The sequence below is a fragment of the Rugosimonospora acidiphila genome (assembly GCF_039543385.1).
Taxonomy (GTDB): domain Bacteria; phylum Actinomycetota; class Actinomycetes; order Mycobacteriales; family Micromonosporaceae; genus Rugosimonospora; species Rugosimonospora acidiphila.
Window position 1 is genome coordinate 14,689 of record NZ_BAABJQ010000052.1, and the last position, 16,652, is coordinate 31,340.

The window sequence follows — 16,652 nt, forward strand, 5'->3', positions numbered from 1 at the left end:
CCGGTAGCGGCTCGCGCCGTAGTGCCGGTAGCGGCTCGCGCCGTGGCGCCGGCGCCGGGTCCGGCCGCCCCACCGGCCCCCGCCGAGGCCGTCACGCCGTCACCGCCAGCGGAAGGACCGCACGCACCTCGAAGCCGCCCTCCTCGGTCGGTCCGGACCGCAGCTCGCCGCCCAGCAGCGCCACGCGTTCACGCATGCCGGTCAGCCCGTGCCCGGCCCGCCGACCACCCGCCTCGGCCCGAACCGCGGTCCCGGCCCGAACCGCCGCCTCGGCACGGCCAGCCCCATTCACCACGCTCAGCCTCACCGCGTCCGGTGCGAAGTCGATGACCACCTCGACCGCCGCGCCCGCCGCGTGCCGGCCGGCGTTGGACAGCGATTCCTGCACGATCCGGTACCCACAGACGCCCACGGTAGCCGGCACCCGGTCCGCGTGCCCGCGCACCGACAGGTCGACCCGCACGCCCGCCCGTCGGGCCGCCTCCACCAGTTCGGAGACCCCGCTCAGGTCCGGCTGCGGCGCGCGCTGCGCCGCCGTGTCCTCGCTGCGCAGCACGCCCAGCAGCCGGCGCATCTCGGTCAGCGCCTCCCGCGCCGCACCGCTGATCGAGCTGAACTCGTCGAGCAGCGGCTCCGGTACCCCCTGATGCCGGTACGGCGCCGTCTCCGCCTGTACCGCGATCAGGGACATGTGGTGCGCCACCACATCGTGCAGTTCCCGGGCGATCCGGGTGCGCTCCTCCAGTGCCGCGCGCCGGCTGGCCTCCAGCTCACTGAGGTCGGTCTGTACCCGCAGCTCCCGCTGGGCGCGCGAACGCGCGGACCGCGTGTCGAGCAGCACCACGACTATCGTGAGGGCCACATTGCCGCCGACGGCGTCGCTCATATCCGGAACCCAAATGAACAGCAGCGGCACCATGAGCGCCCACATCGCCCACCGCAGCGGCCGGGCATACCGCAGCCCGGCCACGCAGAAGGCGAGCCCGAACACCGGGATCTGCGCGGGATCCCACACCCAGGTCCCCCATGGGCGCTCCGGCAGCAGCGGGGCCAGCAGGGCGGCCAGGTAACCCAGCCGCCAGGCCAGCAGCGGGTACCGCACGATCAGCGGCAGCGGCAGTACCTGTACCAGTGCGATCAGCGGCGCCCACACGCCGACCGACGGGTGCGCGTGGCGCACGATCTCGGCCTGCGTCCTGAACAGCCCCACGGTCAGCACGGTGAGCGCGGAGACGACCAGCCAGCGCGTCGCGCGCGACCGGGCGGCCAGCCAGGACGGCCGGGTGTCGGCGCCCAGCAGCAGCGTGCGCAGCGCCAGTCCGGCCGTGCCGAGCACGCGCCGCGCGCCGACCGGCCAGCTGGCGCGCGGCCAGATCCCACCCGCCACCGTCGCGCCCGCGCCGTGGCCCGGTGCCGCCGCCGCGCCGGCCGGCGCGTCCGCCGGTGAGGTGGGTGGCCAGTCGCCCGAGGTCCGCATAGTTGCCCAGGGTAGGCGCGCCGACCGGGCCGCGACCTGACCCCATGGGGGGATTGGCTCGTGGTACCGGGGTATCACGACGCCCCGTACCCGCGTATCACCCCGCCCGGCGCAACTCCGCTCTCCGGTGGGACGCGCCCCACCCGGTCGCGTTCCTAGTGTCGGAGCCCATCGAGGACACGACACGACTAAGGAGAGTCACCATGAGGCACAGCAACGACCGGTTGGCCGGGTCGGCCGCCCGTCGCGCCAGGGGCGCCTCGGCGGTGCTGGCCGCCGGGCTGGCCGTGGCGGCCGGGATGGCGGTGACCGGCGTGGCGCCCGGAACCGCCTCGGCCGCCGTCGCGGACGGTACGGGCGCGGGGGCGACGGTGGTCCACGGGCAGGTACGGGGGAGCCTGCCCGCACTGACCGGACCGTACCGGGTGGGTACCGCGTCACTGCACCTGATCGACCGGTCCCGGCCCGATCCGTGGGTCGACGACCCGCCGTACCGGGAGCTGATGGTCAGCCTGTTCTACCCCGCGTCCGGTACCGCCGGCCGGGCCAGCGCCCCCTACATGCTGCCCAAGGCCGCCGCGCACTTCGACTCGGTGGACACCAACGACTACCTGGGCCTGAGCCTGCCGACCGGCGCGGTGGACTGGTCCGCCACCGACACCCACGCGTACCCCGACGCGCCCGTCGACCGCCGGGCCGGCAAGCTGCCGGTGGTGCTCTTCTCGCCCGGGCTGGGGGAGCCGCGCACCTGGTCGACCACGCTGGTCGAGCAGTTGGCCAGCCGGGGGTACCTGGTGGTCACCATCGACAACACGTACGAATCTCCGGAGGTGCAGTTCCCCGACGGCCGGCTCGAGGTGCTCACCGATCCGCAGCCGACCGTGGACTGGGTCACCAAACTCATCACCACCCGGTCCGCGGACACCTCGTTCGTACTGGACGAACTGACCGCCATCGACCGGGGCGGCCACCGGGATTCGGCGGTGCCGGCCGGCCTGGCCGGTGCCATGAACCTGGCCGAGGTCGGCATGTTCGGCCACTCCGCGGGCGGGTTCGCGGCGGCACAGGCGATGTACGACGATCCGCGCATCAAGGCCGGGGTCAACCTGGACGGCACCATGACCCTGAACCCGGACTCGTCGGCCGCGAACGATCCGGCGTACTTCCCGGACGTGGTCACCTCCGGGCTGGACCGCCCGTTCCTGCTGATCGGCAGCGACGGCGAGGGCGGCGAGAGCGTCACCGACGACGCCTCCTGGGCCTCGTTCCGGGCGCACAGCACGGGATGGCAGGCCGATCTGACCCTGCGCGGGTCCGACCACGCCTCGTTCACCGACGCCGAGACGCTGGTGCCGCAGATCGCCTCCGCGCTGCACCTGCCCGCGCAGACCGTGACCGGCGACATCGGCACCCTCGACCCGGACCGGGCCGTCACGGTCGAGGACGACTACCTGAGCGCGTTCTTCGACCGGTTCCTGCGACACCGCGACGGCCACCTGCTCGACGGCCCGTCGCCGCGCTACCCGGAGATGTCGTTCGTCGGGTGACCCGAACCGCCCCGGTGGCCCCCGTCGCGATCGCGGCGCGGGCCACCGGTGACTCACCAGATCGGGCGCAACGGCGGTACCGCGTCGCCGGCCAGCGCCCGGATCAGCCGGGCCAGCTCCACCCGGGTGCCGGCCAGGTCGGCCGCCGGCTCCTCTCCCGGCCCGTGCTGCCCGTGCTGCGCGTCGAGCCGCTGGGCCAACTCCGCCTCCAGCTCGTGCAGGATCCGGCCGGCCACCGCGAGATGCCGGTGCGCGTTGTCGGTGAGCACCACCAGTCGCCGCCGACCGCCGGCCGGATGCGGCTCGCGGCGCACGTAGCCGCGCCGCTCCAGGTCGTCGACGAGCTGGCCGGCGGCCTGCTTCGTGACGCCCAGCCGCTCGGCCAGCTCGGTGCTCGTGGCGCCCGGCCCGCGCAGCGCCTGAAAGACCATCCCGTGCAGGGGCCGCAGATCGGCGTACCCGGCGGCGGAGACCCGCCGGACGAACTCGCCGAGTACGAGCTGGAACGCCATTCCGAGCAGGAAGGTCAGCTCGGTCCTGGCCAACGGGTCGTTCGCGCCGCGCGGCTGGGTGTCTCCGATGTCCACGGCTCCATCTTGACACGGATGAGTCAAGTAGCTTTACTCAGTGTCGAGTAAAGCTACTTGACTTGAGGAGGAGCCATGCGCGTGGTCAGCGTGACCGAGGAGCGCACCATCAGGACCCCGGGCGGCGAGGTGTTCGCCCTCGCGGGCCCCAGTCAGGGCAGCGCGGAGCTGAGTACCTGGCGGGTGCGGATGGAGCAGGCGAACGAGGGGCCGGTCCACGAGATCGACCGCGAGCAGGTGTGGATGCCGATCACCGGAGCCTTCGCCATCACCATCGACGGCCAGGTCACCACGGTCGGTGCCGGTCAGGCCGCCATCCTGCCGGCCGGGGTGACCCGGCAGGTCCGGGTGGCGCAGGGGCCGGCCGAGGCGCTGGTGTGCATGCCGGTCGGAGGCACCGCGTCCACGCCGGACACCCCGCAGCGCCGCGAACTGCCCTGGGCGCACTGACCGAGCCGCCCGCCGGCGCACCACGGCTCCGGCGGGCGCCGCCCGATCGGCTAATTAGCAACTGGGCGAATCGGGCTTCGCGCGGTGGAGAACCGGCTGTGTCTTCGGCCGGGCTCGGGTTCGGCGACTACCGCAGGCGGGTCACTCCGCGAGGTGGGGCAGATCGGGTTGCGGGCGTGCCGTTTGGTGCCGCGGTGCGCGCTCTGTTGGTAGCCGGCATGTCTCACCGAAGATCGGGTATCGGCGGTGAGAGGTCCGGGCCGGCGTGGCGTCCCGGACGGCGCGACATGCCGGGGACGGACTCGGCCACGGGGGTGTGGGCAGTGGCTTCGCGAACCGCCAAGGGCGCACAGATCTGGGTGGTGGTGGTAGCCCTGATCATCGTCGGCATCATCCTGGCCATCGCCTTGATGTGAGGCGGAGGGGCTGACCACCTGCGCGAACTCCGCGAGGAGTCCCAGAATTCAGGACGAGTGTTCCACATTCTGGTGAACCGAGACATGCTCGCCGGGTGAGTGACGGCGATGTGGTGATCGTGGGCGGAAGCCTGGCCGGCCTGCAGGCGGCGCTGACGCTGGGACGGGCACGGCGGCGGGTGGTGGTCGTCGACGACGGCCGGCCGCGCAACGGCCCGGCGCGGCACGTGCACAACTTCCTTGGGCAGCCGTCGATCACGCCGGCGGGCCTTCTGGCGTCGGCCCGGGAGATGCTCGCGCCCTACGACGTCACCCTCGTGACCGATCGGGTCGAGGAGATCAAGCCGAGTGCGGGCGACTTCCCCCGGTTCGACGTCCTGACCGGCGGCGGCGATCGGTGGTCCTCGCGGGCGATCGTGCTGGCCACCGGGCTGACCGACGAGTTGCCGGACGTGCCGGGGGTGGCGGAGGGCTGGGGCGATCAGGTCGTCGCCTGCCCGCACTGCCACGGCTGGGAGGTCCGCGACCGCCCGCTGGCCCAGCTCGGCATGCGCGGGCTCCCGGAGCGTGGGGTCGCGCGGGCGCTGCTGCTGAGCCGCTGGAGCGACGACGTGCTGCTGTTCACCGACGGGGACGACCTCGGCGCCGAGGACCTGACTCGGCTGGCCGCCGCAGGGGTGCGGGTGCGCACCGAGCGGGTGGCTGGCGTCGAAACGCGGCCGGACGCGATCGATGTGGTGCTGCCCGGCGGGGAGCGGATCGAGCGGCGCGCGTTGTTCGTGGTCACCCGCCAGCACCAGCAGAGCGACCTGGCCGCCCGGCTCGGCTGCCGGCTCGTCGGGGCCGGCGCGGGTGCCGCCGAGACCGACGCGACCGGGCGGACGAGCGTGCCGGGGGTGTGGGCGGCCGGAACGACGGCCATCCCGGCGCTGCTGGCCATCGGCGCCGCCGGCCACGCCAGCACGGTCGCCACCGACGTACACGCGGTCCTGCTCGACGAGGACGTCACGGCCGCCCTGCGCCAGTGACGACGTCACCATCGCCTTGCGGCGGGAGGCGTCGGCCGCCACAGTGAAGGCATCGGCCAGTCCAGCGCGGTGAGACAACGTCCGGGCTGCGCGACGCACCGGACGGGACTGCGCGCAGTGTTCGACTCTGATGGGATCGGAAGCATGACTGCTTCTGCTGGCCAGCACAGTTCGGCGACGGCGACCTACGATCGCATCGGCATCGGCTACCGCGCGGTGCGGCAACCGGATCCGCGCCTGGCCGCCGTGATCCGGGAGGCATTGGGCGGGGCACGCGAGGTGGTCAACGTGGGAGCGGGGGCTGGCTCCTACGAACCCACGGGGATGAACGTCACCGCGGTGGATCCCTCGCGAGTCATGCTCGACCAGCACCCCGGCCAGCGGAAAGTCCTGGCCGGTGCGGAGCGGTTGCCCTTCGCGGACGGTGTGTTCGACGCCGCGATGGCGGTGATGACGGTGCACCACTGGCCCGACCCGCGCCGTGGACTGAGCGAACTGCGGCGGGTCTCGCGTCGACAGGTCGTCTTCACCTGGGACCCGGGGCACCGGCCGGAGCTTTGGGCGATCGAGGAGTACTTCCCGGAGATCCGGCGGCTCGAACAGGCCCGGGTCACCCCGCTGTCCGAGGTCGTGGAGGCGCTGGGTGCCCACACGGTCGTTCCGTTCGCCATTCCGCACGACTTCACGGACGGGTTCCAGATCGCCTTCTGGCGGCGCCCGGAGTGCTACCTCGACCCCGTCATCCGGCGGGCGAGTTCCACCTTCGCCCTGCTTCCGGACTCCGTCGTCGAGCCGGCGGTGGCGCGGCTGCGCGCGGATCTGGCCTCGGGTGCCTGGCAGCGTCGTCACGCCGAGCTGCTGAGCCGGGACGCCATGGACTATGGCTACCGACTGCTGATCGCCGGTTAGCCGGGCCCATGAGCCGGCCCAGACCGGACACGCCACCGGCAAGATCGTCCGCGCGGTGAGCGCCTGACGGAGGTCCCGGTAGCTTCGCTCAGTCCCGCTCGGGCACCGACGAGATCCGCTCCATGGTGAGCTCGCTCAGGTTGTCCAGCGTCAGGTCGGCCAGCGCCAGCGCGTCGAACTGGGGCGGATAGGACGGGTGCGGGATCGCGATGACCGCCATGCCGGCGGCCGAGGCCGAGCGCAGCCCGTTGCTGGAGTCCTCGACCGCGATACAGGCCTCGGGCCCCAGTCGCAGCCGATCGGCGATGGCGAGGTACACGTCCGGCTCGGGCTTGCCCCGGGCCACCTCCTCGGTGGAGATGGTGACCTCGAACGCCTGGGTCAGCTCGGCGCTGTCCAGTACCCGGTCGATGAGCGAGCGCGGCGACGAACTGGCCAGGGCGCGACGGTACCCGTCGCCCATCCGGTACACCGTGTCCACCGCGCCGGGCATCAGCGGCAGGTCGACCTCGTACCGCCGGCCCATCTCGGCGATGACCTCCTCGGCCACTACCGCGGGATCCTTGCCGACCCCGAGGTCGCCGGACAGGTACCGGGCCCACTCGGACGTGCTCATGCCCATCAGCCGGGACTGGCTGTCCGGCTGCCACTGGCCGCCGTTGCGGTCGACATAGGCGCGCCGGACCTCCTCCCACACCGGTTCGGAGTCGATGAGGATGCCGTCGAGGTCGAATACGACAGCCTGGATCATGAGCTACCTCCCATGCTTGCCATGGTGGCACGGCCGCGGCCGGCGCGGACCGGGCCCCCTCCTCCCCGCGCCGTCCGGGTCAACCGGAGGCCGGCTCGGGTCGGCCGGGGCGCGGCGACGGCATTGCCGCGCCGGGCCGGCCAACCTATCGTCGGGCGATGGTCACCATGACGGGCTCCGAGGTCGCCGCCTTCGCCGACTCGGTGCGTGGGGTCCTCGGCAAGCTCTGGCCCGGCGCCCGTGCCGCCGAGACGGGGGCGGTCGGGGAGGTCTGGGACGCGGCCGTGGCGCACGGCTGGTTCGAGCTGGGGCCCCAGCGCGCGCTGGCCGCCGCGCTCGCGGCGGTGCGGGAGTGTGGCCGGGTCGCCTGCCCGCTGCCGATCGTGGACGGCTACGTGGCCGGCGCCATCCTGGGCGACGACGCGACGCCTCCGGGCCGGGCCGGGCGGGTCCTGGTGGCGCTGGACGGCGGCACCGACACGGTGCGGTACGCCGAGGCCGGCACCGCGGCCACCCACCTGCTCGCGTTGCCGGCGCCCGGCGGTACCGCCCGGCTGCGCCCGATCCTCGCGGCGCGACCCACGCCCGGTCTGGCCGCACCGGCCTGGTGCGAGCTCACCCTCGGGCCCCAGACGTCCACTGTGGAGGTTGATGCGTCCGGGGTGGACGACGCGCTCGTCCTGATGCGGCTGGGCCTGGCCACCCGGGCGCTGGCCGCCGCCGAGCGCGCTCACCAACTGGCCGTCGAGCACGCCAAGCTGAGGCGGCAGTTCGGCCGGCCGGTCGGCGCCTTCGGCGCGGTCGCCGGGCGCATCGCGCGGTGCCAGATCGAACTGTCCGCCGGCAACCTGCTGATCGCGGACGCCGTGCGCCGGTGTGAATCGGGTGCCGGCGACTGGCGGCTGGCCGCCGAGATCGCGACCCATCACGCCCGCGCCGCCGCGCCCCGCGTGCAGTTGGGCGCGCACCACACGCTCGCCGCCACCGGGTACTTCGAGGAGCACGACGCGCCGTGGCTGTTCCGCCGGGTACACGCCGACGTGACCCGGCTCGCCGAATTTCCCCGGGCGGCGGGGACAGTGGCCGACGTCCTGGTGGAGTCGACCGCCGGCCTGCCCACTGTGTCCACAGTGGATGAGATGCGTGGTCGGCTGCGTGAGCTGCTCAGCGGGTACCGGGGCGGGGAGCGCACCGGTGAGGCGTTGGACGACGATCCCGAGCTGGTGCGCCTGCTGGCCGAGCACGGGTACCTGGAGCTGGGCCCGGCGGGACAGCTGGTGCTGCAGGAGGAGGTCGGGTACCGGCGGCTGCCCGCCAATGCCGCGCTGGCCGCCACCACCATGCTGGGCAACGCCATCGACCGGCACGGTACGGCCGAGCAGCGGGCCGCCTTCCTGCCGCTGATCCGGCAGGGCCGGCTGCGTTTCTGCCTCGGGTACAGCGAGCCGGAGGCGGGTTCGGACCTGGCCTCGCTGCGCACCCGGGCCCGGCGCGACCCGGACTCGCCGGGCTGGATCATCGACGGGCAGAAGGTCTGGACCACCGGTGCGCACCTGGCCAACTACGTCTGGCTGGCCACCCGCACCGACCCGGAGGCCAGCCCGCCGCACGCCGGCATCACCGTGTTCCTGGTGCCGATGGACACGCCCGGCATCACGCTGACCCGGCACCGGGCGCTGTCCGGCGAGACCTCGTGCACGGTCACCTACGACGGCGTGCGGGTGCCGGACACGGCCAGGGTCGGCGCGGTCAATGGCGGCTGGGCGGTGATCACCGATGCGCTGTCCGGCGAGCGGGTGGTGATGGCGGGCATCGCGGCGGCCCTGCACCGCCAGCTCGACGACCTCGTCGCCGCGGCCCGGCCGGACCCGGTCGCGGTCCTGGGGCCACGGGGCGGCGCGGCCCGCGAACGGCTGGCCGGGCTGGCGGTCCGGGTGCAGGCGACCCGGGCGCTGGTGGTCGCCGCGGGGGAGGCGATCGAGCGCGGCGCCGGTGGCCGGCTGGAGGCGCCGATGGCCGCGGTGCTGGCCGGGGAGCTCGCCGAGGACTTCGGGGAGGCGGTGCTGGAGATGCTCGGGCCGGAGGCGGCGCTGTCCGGGGTCTTCGAGTACGGGCTGCGGCTGTCCATCATGTACGTGGTCGGCGGCGGTACCAACGATGTGCAGTGCGGCCTGATCGCCCGCGGTCTCGGCCTGCCCCGCCCGGCCTAGCCATTCTTGCGCGGGTCACCGCGACCCCAGTGGGACGACGAGAGCCGCGGCCGGGTTGGCCGTTCTCGCGCGCTGACTCGTCCGCCCTATCGGCCGCTGTCGTGCAGGAACGGCAGCATGGCGTGCAGGAAGTCGCCGGTGGCATGCACGTCCGCGGTCACCGCCACCGCGGCGAGCCCGGCCAGGGCCAGCACGGCGACGTGGCGGGACCGGGCCGGCGGGGCCTGCAGCGCGGCGACCCGGGCGCCGACCCCGGCGCCGTGATAGCCCAACTCGGCCGGTGGGCTCGGGGCACCGGCACCGGCGGCGGCGAGCGCGGCCCGGGCCAGCGAGGTGGCGGCCAGCCGGCGGTCGCCGACCGTGCGCGCGGCGGCCTCGTCCGCCCACCGCTCGCACAGGTACCGGGAGGTGCCGGCCAGCGGGTGCAGCAGGGGAGTGACCGAGGCGGCGGCGCGCACGATGCCGGTGTGCCAGTGGTGCCCGGCGGCGAGGTGCGCCCGCTCGTGGGCGATGAGCACCCGGCGCTCCGGCCCGCTCAGCGCCGCGAACATGCCGCTGCTCACCACGATGTGCCCACCCCGACCCGGTACCGCGAAGGCCTGTGGCGTGGAATCGGCCAGCACCACCAGCCCGTCGAGGCTGTCCCCGCAGAGTCGCCGCAGGTCGCGATGGACCGTGTACCGGCGGCGCAGGTTGATGGCCAGCCGCACGCAGCCGGCGATGAGCAGCCCGACGGCGGCGAGGGCGACCAGGTCGTTGACCGGGGTGGGGTCGTCGATCACCCCGAGATTCGGGTAGTTGTCGGGCAGCAGGTCGTCGGCCAGGGTGGCGGCCAGCAGCCCGAGCGACCAGGTGGTGGCGACCGCGCACAGCGCCGCGCCGACGGTCAGCGTCCACGCCCCGACGGCCGGCGTCATCCTGCGCACGGCCAGGCGCGGCAGCGCGACCGCGAAGATCAGTGCCGCGACGATCGGGATGTAGACGGCGATCCTCATTACGGCGAATCTTCGCTCAGCGCCGCCCGCAGCGCCCGTTCGTCGGCCGGGTCGAGCGAACTGACGAACCGGTGGAGGATCGCCGTGCGGTCCGCGCCCCGCTCCAGCACCGCGCGCATCTGGCCCGCCGACCACTCGGCGGCACCCTGCGCCGGGGCGTAGGCCGGGTGGCCGTCCAGGGTGGTCCGGACAACGAGGCCTTTCTCGCGCAGCCGGGTCAAGATCGTGTGCACGGTGTTGTACGCCAGCTCGCCGCCCAGCGCGCCGAGCAGTTGGGTGGGGGTCAGCGGGCCGCCGCCCGCCCAGAGCGCGCCGAGTACCTCGGCCTCCAGCTCACCGGCGCCCCGACGCGGTGCCGGGGCGGCGCCGACCCCTCGGTCGTCCGCGTGCTTCGCCATCAGCACTCCTTCCAGGCTCCGGCCAGCCTACGGCGCACGGTCGACCCGAGCCACCGCCCCTCGGGTGTACCCCTCGACCGGCCGCCCCATCCGGGCTGCCGGTCAGCGCAGCCCGAGCCAGGCCAGGCTCGCCACCCCGGCGGCGGCGCAGTAGATGGCGAACGGGGTCAACGTCCGGGTCTCGAAGTACCGGGTCAGGTAGCGCACCGCCAGGTACGCGCAGACGAACGAGGCGGCACTGCCGGCGAGCACCTGGCCGTGGATCCCGTTGCCGAGCGGCCCGAACAGGTCCGGCACCTTGAGCGCGCCGGCCGCCAGGATGACCGGGGTGGCCAGCAGGAACGCGAAGCGCGCCGCGTCCTCGTGGGACAGCCCGCGCCACAGCCCGGTGGCCATGGTCACGCCCGAGCGGCTGATGCCGGGCAGCAGCGCGAGGATCTGCGCGGCCCCGATCAGGGTGGTCTGCCCGAAGCCGCGGGACGCCACCCGGGCGTCCGACGCGATCGCCTCAGAGCCCTCCGTGACGGAGCCCTCCGTGACGGAGCCGTGCTGGGCCGGCGCGGACGCCGAGGCAAAGACCGCGCCGGCGCCGGCCCGGTTCACCAGTGCCGGTGCGGGCTGCGCCGCGGTCGCGGCGGCGGATCGGCGGCGCAGTCGTTCGGCGCCGTACAGGATGCAGCCGTTGATGATCAGGAAGATCGCGGCCGGGACGGGCCGGCCCAGCACCGTCCGGAAGGGGTGCTCCAGGGCCAGCCCGGCGATCCCGACCGGGATGGTGGCAATGATGATCATCCAGGCGAGGCGCTCGTCGGCGTTGCTGACCCGGCGGTACCGGATCGAGGTGAACAGGCCGGTGATGATCCGCACCCAGTCCCGCCAGAAGTACAGGATCAGGGCCAGCGCGGTGGCCACGTGCAGCCCGACGATGAACGCCAGGTACGGCGACTCCGGCGCGGCCACGTCGAGATCCCTGGCCCAACTACCGCCGACCAGCGCCGGCAACAGCACGCTGTGCCCCAGGCTGGAGACCGGGAACAGTTCCGAGGCACCCTGGAGGGCGCCCACCACGATCGCCTCGACAAAGGTCAGGTGACCACTCACCGGACTGTCCCCCTTCGTGCCTTCTTGTCCCTTGACCGACCCAGACCGGACCGGCCTTCACCAGGTCAGGAGCATAACCCTACAATTTGTAGGGTAGCGGTTCCCTCCTCAGCGGCACCTCAGCGGCACCTCAGTCGGCCCGCCGATGCGCTCGGGGTGGCGGCCGGGCGACGCTCCGGCTGGCGGCCGGTGTCGCGGAGGGCAGCGGTCGGGTGGCGTGCGGTGCGGCGGCGGGGGATTGCCGCGTCGGGAGAGGCCGGGTCGGGTAAGACTTGGGTCATGGCAACCGATTCCACGCCCCCGCAGAGCCATCTCGACCTTCTCGACCGCCCGCTGTTCGCGCACCTGGCCACCGTCCGTCCCGACGGTGCTCCGCAGAGCAACGTCATGTGGTTCGTCTGGGACGGCCAGCGGATTCGCATGACGCACAAGAAGAGCCGGCAGAAGTTCCAGAACCTCCAATCCGAGCCGCGGGTGTCGCTGTCCATCGCCGACCCCGACGACCCGTACCGGTTTCTGGAGATCCGGGGGGTCGTCGAGAGCGTGGAGGCCGACGACGAGAAGGCGTCGTTCTACCGGACGTTGCAGGAGCGATACCACAACGTGTACGAGATCCACGATGCTCCGCAGCGCGTCGTCGTGACCATCCGACCCGAATCCTTCGTCACCGTCAACGGCGGAGAGGTCATCAAGAACGAGTAGCCGCCACGGCGCGGCCCGGGTTCACGGTCGGCCGTAGACCAGCCGGTTCGCGGCCCGGACCGTCGCCGCGTAGCCGCCGCCCAGGCGGTCCCTGGCCAACGCCGCCCGGGCCGCGTTCGCCCCGGGGCCGCCATGCACCCCCGGACCGGGATGCGCCGCCGCGCTGGCCAGGTACAGCCGGTCGACCGGGGTGTCCGCCCGGCCCAGCCCCGGCACCGGACGCAGCACCAACTGCTGGAACACCGCGGCCGTACCGCCGCCGAGGGCGCCGCCCACCAGGTTCGGGTTCTCCGCCTCCAGCTCCGCCGGGCCGGCCACGTGCCGGGCCAGCACCGAGGCGCCGAAGCCCGGCGCGTACCGCTCGAGCTGCGCCTCCATCCGCGCGGCCACGTCCTCGACCGCGGTGCGCGGCCACTCGGGCCGCTGCGGCAGGTGGGTGTACGCCCAGAGCGACTCGGTACCCGCCGGGGACCGGCTCGGGTCGCACGTGGTCATCTGGCCGCAGATCATGAACGGCTCCTCCGGTACCGAGCCGGACGCCAGGCTCGCCGCGTACCGGTGCATCCCCGGCAGGTCGGCGCCCAGGTGTACCGTCCCCGCTCCGGACACCTCCGGATCGGACCACGGCACCGGCCGGGACAGCGCCCAGTCCACCTTGACCGTCGCGCCGTCCATGACCATCCTGCGTAGGTCCTCGCGTAGCCGCTCCGGCAGCGCGTCGGCCGGCACCAGGTCGAGGTAGAGCGCCGCCGCCCCGACGTCGGCCAGCACCGCCCGCCGGGCCCGGTACCAGTGCCCCCCGGCCGTACCCACGCCCAGCGCGCGGCCGTGCCCCACCACAATCCGTTCGGCCGTCTCGCCGCACAGCACCGCGCCGCCCCGGCCGCGCAGCCGGGCCACCAGCGCGTCGGTCAGCGCCCCCGCGCCGCCGCGGGGCACCGGGAAGCCGTACTGCTGGCCGAGCATGGTCAGCAGCCACCCGTACCCGCCGCTGGCCGCGTCGGACGGGCCGACGTCGGTGTGCAGCGCGCAGCCGGCCAGCAGCAGCCTGGCCCCCTGTCCGGAGAACTCCTCCGCGCCCAGCCGCGCCACCGGCAGCGTGAAGGACCGGGCCAGCCGCAGCGCGCGGGCCACCCCGGCCCGGCGCAGCAGCGCCGCCATCGGCCGCACCGGCGGGAACGGCGTGAACATCACGCGCAGCAGCTCATCGGAGACCGGCAGCCAGCTCCGGTAGAACTCCAGCCACCGCCGGCCGTCCCCGGCCGCGAACCGCTCCACCGACTCCGCGGTGCGCTCCGCGTCCCGGAACAGCACCGCGGCCGGCAGGTCCGGCGCGACGTGGGCCAGCACCGCCGGAGCGTGCTCCCAGCTCAGCCCGTACTCGGTCAGGCCGAGCCCGGCCAGCGGCGCGGGGCCGTTGGTCAGCGGGTAGAAGGCGCTGCACAGGTCGTTGCGGAAGCCGGGCGCGGTCAGCTCGGCGGTACGCGCCCCGCCACCAGGGGTGGCGGCGGCCTCCAGAACCAGCACGTCCCAACCGGCGTCGGCCAGCAGGTTGGCGGCGACCAGCCCGTTGGGTCCCGACCCGATCACGACCGCGTCGGCGACGTCATGGCCCCCGGTCATCCGGCGAGCGTACCCCGGGCCGGTCGCGGGACAACCTGGGTGCCCGCTCCGCGACCGCTCACCCCGCCGAGCCGCCGGGTGGCTCGGCGGGGCGACGGCTGGGGGAGGGGTCGGCGGTGTGCCAGCATGTGCGGCATGGCGAGCATCCACCGGCGGTCCGACGCGGCGGCGGGGCGCGTAGATGGATGAGGCGGGAGTCGACCCCCACGGGCAACCGATCGGCATTCAGGTGCCGCGGTCGTTCCTGGAGATGCCTCGTTGGTGGCGTGAGGGATCGTTGTGGTTGGAGCAGCTGCCGGACATCGTTCGTTCGATGTGTTCACGGTGGCGCCTGAGCATCACCGGGGATCCCGTGCATGGCTCGAACGCCCTGGTGATACCGGTTCGCCGGGACGGTTCGAGGTTCGTCCTACGGGTGACGCCGCCGGGGACGGAGGTGGCTGAGCAGGCGTCGGCCCTGCGATTCTGGGATGGGCGCGGCACCGTGCGGCTGATCGACGTCGACGAGGATGCCGGCGCGCTGCTGTTGGAGCGGCTGGAGATCGCGGGTTCGTTGCTGAACGTACCGGCCCGCGAGGCGATGGTGGTCCTCGGCGCGATGATGCGGCGGCTGGCGGTCACGGCACCGACCGACGTGCCCAGCACCACCACGGTCGTGGCCGACCGGATGATCACGCTGGAGGCGGATTGGCGCCGGCTGGGCCGCCCGTTCGATGAGCGGTTCCTGCGGCGGGCGATCGAGGCTGGATCACGGTTGTGTGAGTGCGATTCGACGCTCGCGGTGAACGGGGATCTGCACTCGGCGCAGGTGCTTCGAGGCAGCAGGGAACCCTGGCTGACCGTCGACCCCGTGCTGATGCGCGGCGACATCGCCTTCGATCTCGCTCGAGTGCTCTGGACTCGCGTCGACGAGATGCGCGACGAGGAAGACATTGTCGAGCACTTCGACGCGGCGGTGGCGGCGTCCCGAACAGACCGGGACCGAGGTCGAGACTGGGTCCGCTTCCGTGCCGTCGACTACTGGCTCTGGGGGCTCGACGCGGGGCTCACCGAAGACCCCCGGCGTTGCCGACGACTGGTACTCGCGTTCGCCGGATAGCCCACGGCTGGGGCGTGCCCACCCGAAGATATCGGGTCTTCATCCGCTGTTGCCGCGATGACGGTAGAACACGTAGCCGTCAGCTGACAGGTTCGGTGCGGAAACTGACCGAGAGGATGGTTGGGTGGATTCCGCGACGTTGCACTGGGCGACACGCCGCTATCTGACGACGCGATACGAGGAACTCCAGAGGGAGTACAGCCAGCTGCCCAACGGTGGCCGTCAAGCCGATGGGTACCGGTACAGCACCGAAGCGAAGCAGATTTTCCCCCGCTACAACATCGTGGACGCCATGCTCGTAGAGGTTGAGCGGCTCGATCCTGACCGGCTCCCCGGCGTCAGCGGAGTGGCCAGCATGATGCTCGCGGCCGCCGAGAGCGCGGACTCGCCGTTCACCAGACCTCCGGACGACGAGACCCAGGCACGGGCCATGGCCGATGAGCGCCGGCTGTTCGCCGCACAGGTGGAGCGTTGGCGGACGCAGCCCGATTTCCAGACCGAGCCGGTCCCCTATCGGCGCGTGCTGACGCCCGAGGAGTCATCGGACTGGCGGACGTCGCTGACGCGGCGATGGGGCGTCCGGGACGGCTGGTGGTACCCGTTGCTGAGCGGTTCCGTTCCGCCGGACGTCCTGGTGCTGACCGGGGAATCGATGTGGGCGGACGACGGCGTCGACCAGGTCCGCCGGGTGCTGCGGGAGTTGGGCCGCCCGCGGGTGGTCGAGTTGCTTGAGGACGGCGCCGACTACCAACTGGATGCCGAGATTTTCGCCCCGCGATACACCGGACTGGAGGGCTTCTGGACCGATGAACGTCACGACTGGATTGCCTACGCGTCCCACGAGGGGACCGTGGCATTCGGTGGCGTACTCTCCGTCGGCCTTCTGAAGGGCTGGCCTGAGGTCGACGGTTGGCGATGGCCCGGCTGGCAGTCGCTCGGATATGGGCCGACCCTGTCCTCCTGACGAAGCCGCTTCCCCCGATGTAGCCGCGCGATCTATTCGGTCGGTTACGTGAAAGACGGAGAGCGCAAGCCGCAATGCTGATCGATCGATCACGCGGGTGCCGCGGGTGGCGGCGGCGGTGACGCCGGGGCGGCATGGTGAAGGGCCGCTGCCTACGAGCGGCAGACGGCCCCCGTCCATTGGTGCTGGTGAGGTTCGGGGGTGCTGGTGGTTCACGCGGAGGCGAACTGGGAGCGCAGCGTCCGGCCGTTGACCAGTGCCACGACGGCGAGCAGCAGTAGTCCGCAGGTGCCCTGTTCGAGTTTCATCCAGAGGGGGAAGGTGCCGGGCAGGGTGATGATGACGGTGATCGCGGCGACCATGACGCCGGAGATGATGCGGAGCCTGCGGTAGGC

The 16,652-nt window shown here is 73.0% G+C and carries 15 protein-coding genes and 1 pseudogene; 8 read left to right on the top strand and 8 right to left on the bottom strand.

Annotation, left to right across the window (positions count from 1 at the left end):
* Positions 1-91: 91 nt before the first annotated feature.
* Positions 92-1,477 carry a sensor histidine kinase gene (locus ABEA87_RS40860; protein ID WP_345639154.1) on the bottom strand — a complete coding sequence of 462 codons (1,386 nt, stop codon included), beginning with the start codon at positions 1,475-1,477 and terminating at the stop codon, positions 92-94.
* 203 nt (positions 1,478-1,680) lie between these two features.
* Between ABEA87_RS40860 and ABEA87_RS40865 the strand changes: the two genes are divergently transcribed.
* Entirely contained in the window at positions 1,681-3,024 is a 1,344-nt protein-coding gene (locus ABEA87_RS40865; protein ID WP_345639155.1) for an alpha/beta hydrolase family protein, read from the top strand.
* A 53-nt stretch (positions 3,025-3,077) separates the two neighbouring features.
* On the opposite strand, the gene ABEA87_RS40870 is transcribed toward ABEA87_RS40865, so the two are convergent.
* On the bottom strand, positions 3,078-3,611 hold the full coding sequence (locus ABEA87_RS40870) for a MarR family winged helix-turn-helix transcriptional regulator (RefSeq protein WP_345639156.1): 534 nt from the start codon (positions 3,609-3,611) through the stop codon (positions 3,078-3,080).
* A gap of 75 nt (positions 3,612-3,686) precedes the next feature.
* On the opposite strand from ABEA87_RS40870, the gene ABEA87_RS40875 reads away from it, so the two are divergent.
* The 3 genes from ABEA87_RS40875 (at position 3,687) to ABEA87_RS40885 (ending at position 6,414) form a co-directional block, all read left to right on the top strand.
* A complete protein-coding gene (locus ABEA87_RS40875; RefSeq protein WP_345639157.1) occupies positions 3,687-4,061 on the top strand; it encodes a cupin domain-containing protein in 375 nt (124 codons plus the stop codon).
* A gap of 511 nt (positions 4,062-4,572) precedes the next feature.
* Positions 4,573-5,505, top strand: a complete 933-nt coding sequence (locus ABEA87_RS40880) for an NAD(P)/FAD-dependent oxidoreductase (RefSeq protein WP_345639158.1) — start codon at positions 4,573-4,575, stop codon at positions 5,503-5,505.
* Positions 5,506-5,649: 144 nt separating this feature from the next.
* Entirely contained in the window at positions 5,650-6,414 is a 765-nt protein-coding gene (locus ABEA87_RS40885) for a class I SAM-dependent methyltransferase (protein WP_345639159.1), read from the top strand.
* Between the two features lie 88 nt (positions 6,415-6,502).
* Here the strand turns inward: ABEA87_RS40885 and ABEA87_RS40890 are convergent, their stop codons facing one another.
* Complete coding sequence (locus tag ABEA87_RS40890) at positions 6,503-7,165, bottom strand: HAD family hydrolase (protein WP_345639160.1); 663 nt, start codon at positions 7,163-7,165, stop codon at positions 6,503-6,505.
* A 158-nt stretch (positions 7,166-7,323) separates the two neighbouring features.
* On the opposite strand from ABEA87_RS40890, the gene ABEA87_RS40895 reads away from it, so the two are divergent.
* Complete coding sequence (locus ABEA87_RS40895) at positions 7,324-9,375, top strand: acyl-CoA dehydrogenase family protein (RefSeq protein ID WP_345639161.1); 2,052 nt, start codon at positions 7,324-7,326, stop codon at positions 9,373-9,375.
* A gap of 86 nt (positions 9,376-9,461) precedes the next feature.
* On the opposite strand, the gene ABEA87_RS40900 is transcribed toward ABEA87_RS40895, so the two are convergent.
* The 3 genes from ABEA87_RS40900 to ABEA87_RS40910 form a co-directional block, all read right to left on the bottom strand.
* Positions 9,462-10,370: a M56 family metallopeptidase gene (locus ABEA87_RS40900; RefSeq protein WP_345639162.1), complete on the bottom strand. Its 909-nt coding sequence runs from the start codon at positions 10,368-10,370 to the stop codon at positions 9,462-9,464.
* On the bottom strand, positions 10,370-10,768 hold the full coding sequence (locus ABEA87_RS40905) for a BlaI/MecI/CopY family transcriptional regulator (protein ID WP_345639163.1): 399 nt from the start codon (positions 10,766-10,768) through the stop codon (positions 10,370-10,372). Before ABEA87_RS40905 ends, ABEA87_RS40900 begins: the two co-directional genes overlap by 1 nt.
* Positions 10,769-10,870: 102 nt before the next feature.
* On the bottom strand, positions 10,871-11,869 hold the full coding sequence (locus tag ABEA87_RS40910) for an undecaprenyl-diphosphate phosphatase (RefSeq protein WP_345639164.1): 999 nt from the start codon (positions 11,867-11,869) through the stop codon (positions 10,871-10,873).
* Between the two features lie 279 nt (positions 11,870-12,148).
* Here ABEA87_RS40910 and ABEA87_RS40915 point away from each other — a divergent pair, with 279 nt between their 5' ends.
* On the top strand, positions 12,149-12,571 hold the full coding sequence (locus ABEA87_RS40915) for a PPOX class F420-dependent oxidoreductase (RefSeq protein WP_345639165.1): 423 nt from the start codon (positions 12,149-12,151) through the stop codon (positions 12,569-12,571).
* Between the two features lie 21 nt (positions 12,572-12,592).
* Here the strand turns inward: ABEA87_RS40915 and ABEA87_RS40920 are convergent, their stop codons facing one another.
* Positions 12,593-14,194, bottom strand: a complete 1,602-nt coding sequence (locus tag ABEA87_RS40920; protein WP_345639166.1) for a phytoene desaturase family protein — start codon at positions 14,192-14,194, stop codon at positions 12,593-12,595.
* 181 nt (positions 14,195-14,375) lie between these two features.
* Between ABEA87_RS40920 and ABEA87_RS40925 the strand changes: the two genes are divergently transcribed.
* Both ABEA87_RS40925 and ABEA87_RS40930 read left to right on the top strand, forming a co-directional pair.
* Entirely contained in the window at positions 14,376-15,293 is a 918-nt protein-coding gene (locus ABEA87_RS40925) for an aminoglycoside phosphotransferase family protein (RefSeq protein WP_345639167.1), read from the top strand.
* Positions 15,294-15,417: 124 nt separating this feature from the next.
* Positions 15,418-16,257 carry a hypothetical protein gene (locus ABEA87_RS40930; RefSeq protein WP_345639168.1) on the top strand — a complete coding sequence of 280 codons (840 nt, stop codon included), beginning with the start codon at positions 15,418-15,420 and terminating at the stop codon, positions 16,255-16,257.
* Positions 16,258-16,469: 212 nt separating this feature from the next.
* Here ABEA87_RS40930 and ABEA87_RS40935 read toward each other — a convergent pair.
* A pseudogene (locus ABEA87_RS40935) lies at positions 16,470-16,652 on the bottom strand (hypothetical protein); the annotation flags it as partial.

What these genes read in the sequence shown, in the direction of transcription:
- ABEA87_RS40860 (WP_345639154.1), bottom strand. Translation starts at nt 1,477, where the DNA reads ATGCGGACCTCGGGCGACTGGCCACCCACCTCACCGGCGGACGCGCCG.
- ABEA87_RS40865 (WP_345639155.1), top strand. Translation starts at nt 1,681, where the DNA reads ATGAGGCACAGCAACGACCGGTTGGCCGGGTCGGCCGCCCGTCGCGCC.
- ABEA87_RS40875 (WP_345639157.1), top strand. Translation starts at nt 3,687, where the DNA reads ATGCGCGTGGTCAGCGTGACCGAGGAGCGCACCATCAGGACCCCGGGC.
- ABEA87_RS40885 (WP_345639159.1), top strand. Translation starts at nt 5,650, where the DNA reads ATGACTGCTTCTGCTGGCCAGCACAGTTCGGCGACGGCGACCTACGAT.
- ABEA87_RS40890 (WP_345639160.1), bottom strand. Translation starts at nt 7,165, where the DNA reads ATGATCCAGGCTGTCGTATTCGACCTCGACGGCATCCTCATCGACTCC.
- ABEA87_RS40895 (WP_345639161.1), top strand. Translation starts at nt 7,324, where the DNA reads ATGGTCACCATGACGGGCTCCGAGGTCGCCGCCTTCGCCGACTCGGTG.
- ABEA87_RS40900 (WP_345639162.1), bottom strand. Translation starts at nt 10,370, where the DNA reads ATGAGGATCGCCGTCTACATCCCGATCGTCGCGGCACTGATCTTCGCG.
- ABEA87_RS40905 (WP_345639163.1), bottom strand. Translation starts at nt 10,768, where the DNA reads ATGGCGAAGCACGCGGACGACCGAGGGGTCGGCGCCGCCCCGGCACCG.
- ABEA87_RS40915 (WP_345639165.1), top strand. Translation starts at nt 12,149, where the DNA reads ATGGCAACCGATTCCACGCCCCCGCAGAGCCATCTCGACCTTCTCGAC.
- ABEA87_RS40920 (WP_345639166.1), bottom strand. Translation starts at nt 14,194, where the DNA reads ATGACCGGGGGCCATGACGTCGCCGACGCGGTCGTGATCGGGTCGGGA.
- ABEA87_RS40925 (WP_345639167.1), top strand. Translation starts at nt 14,376, where the DNA reads ATGGATGAGGCGGGAGTCGACCCCCACGGGCAACCGATCGGCATTCAG.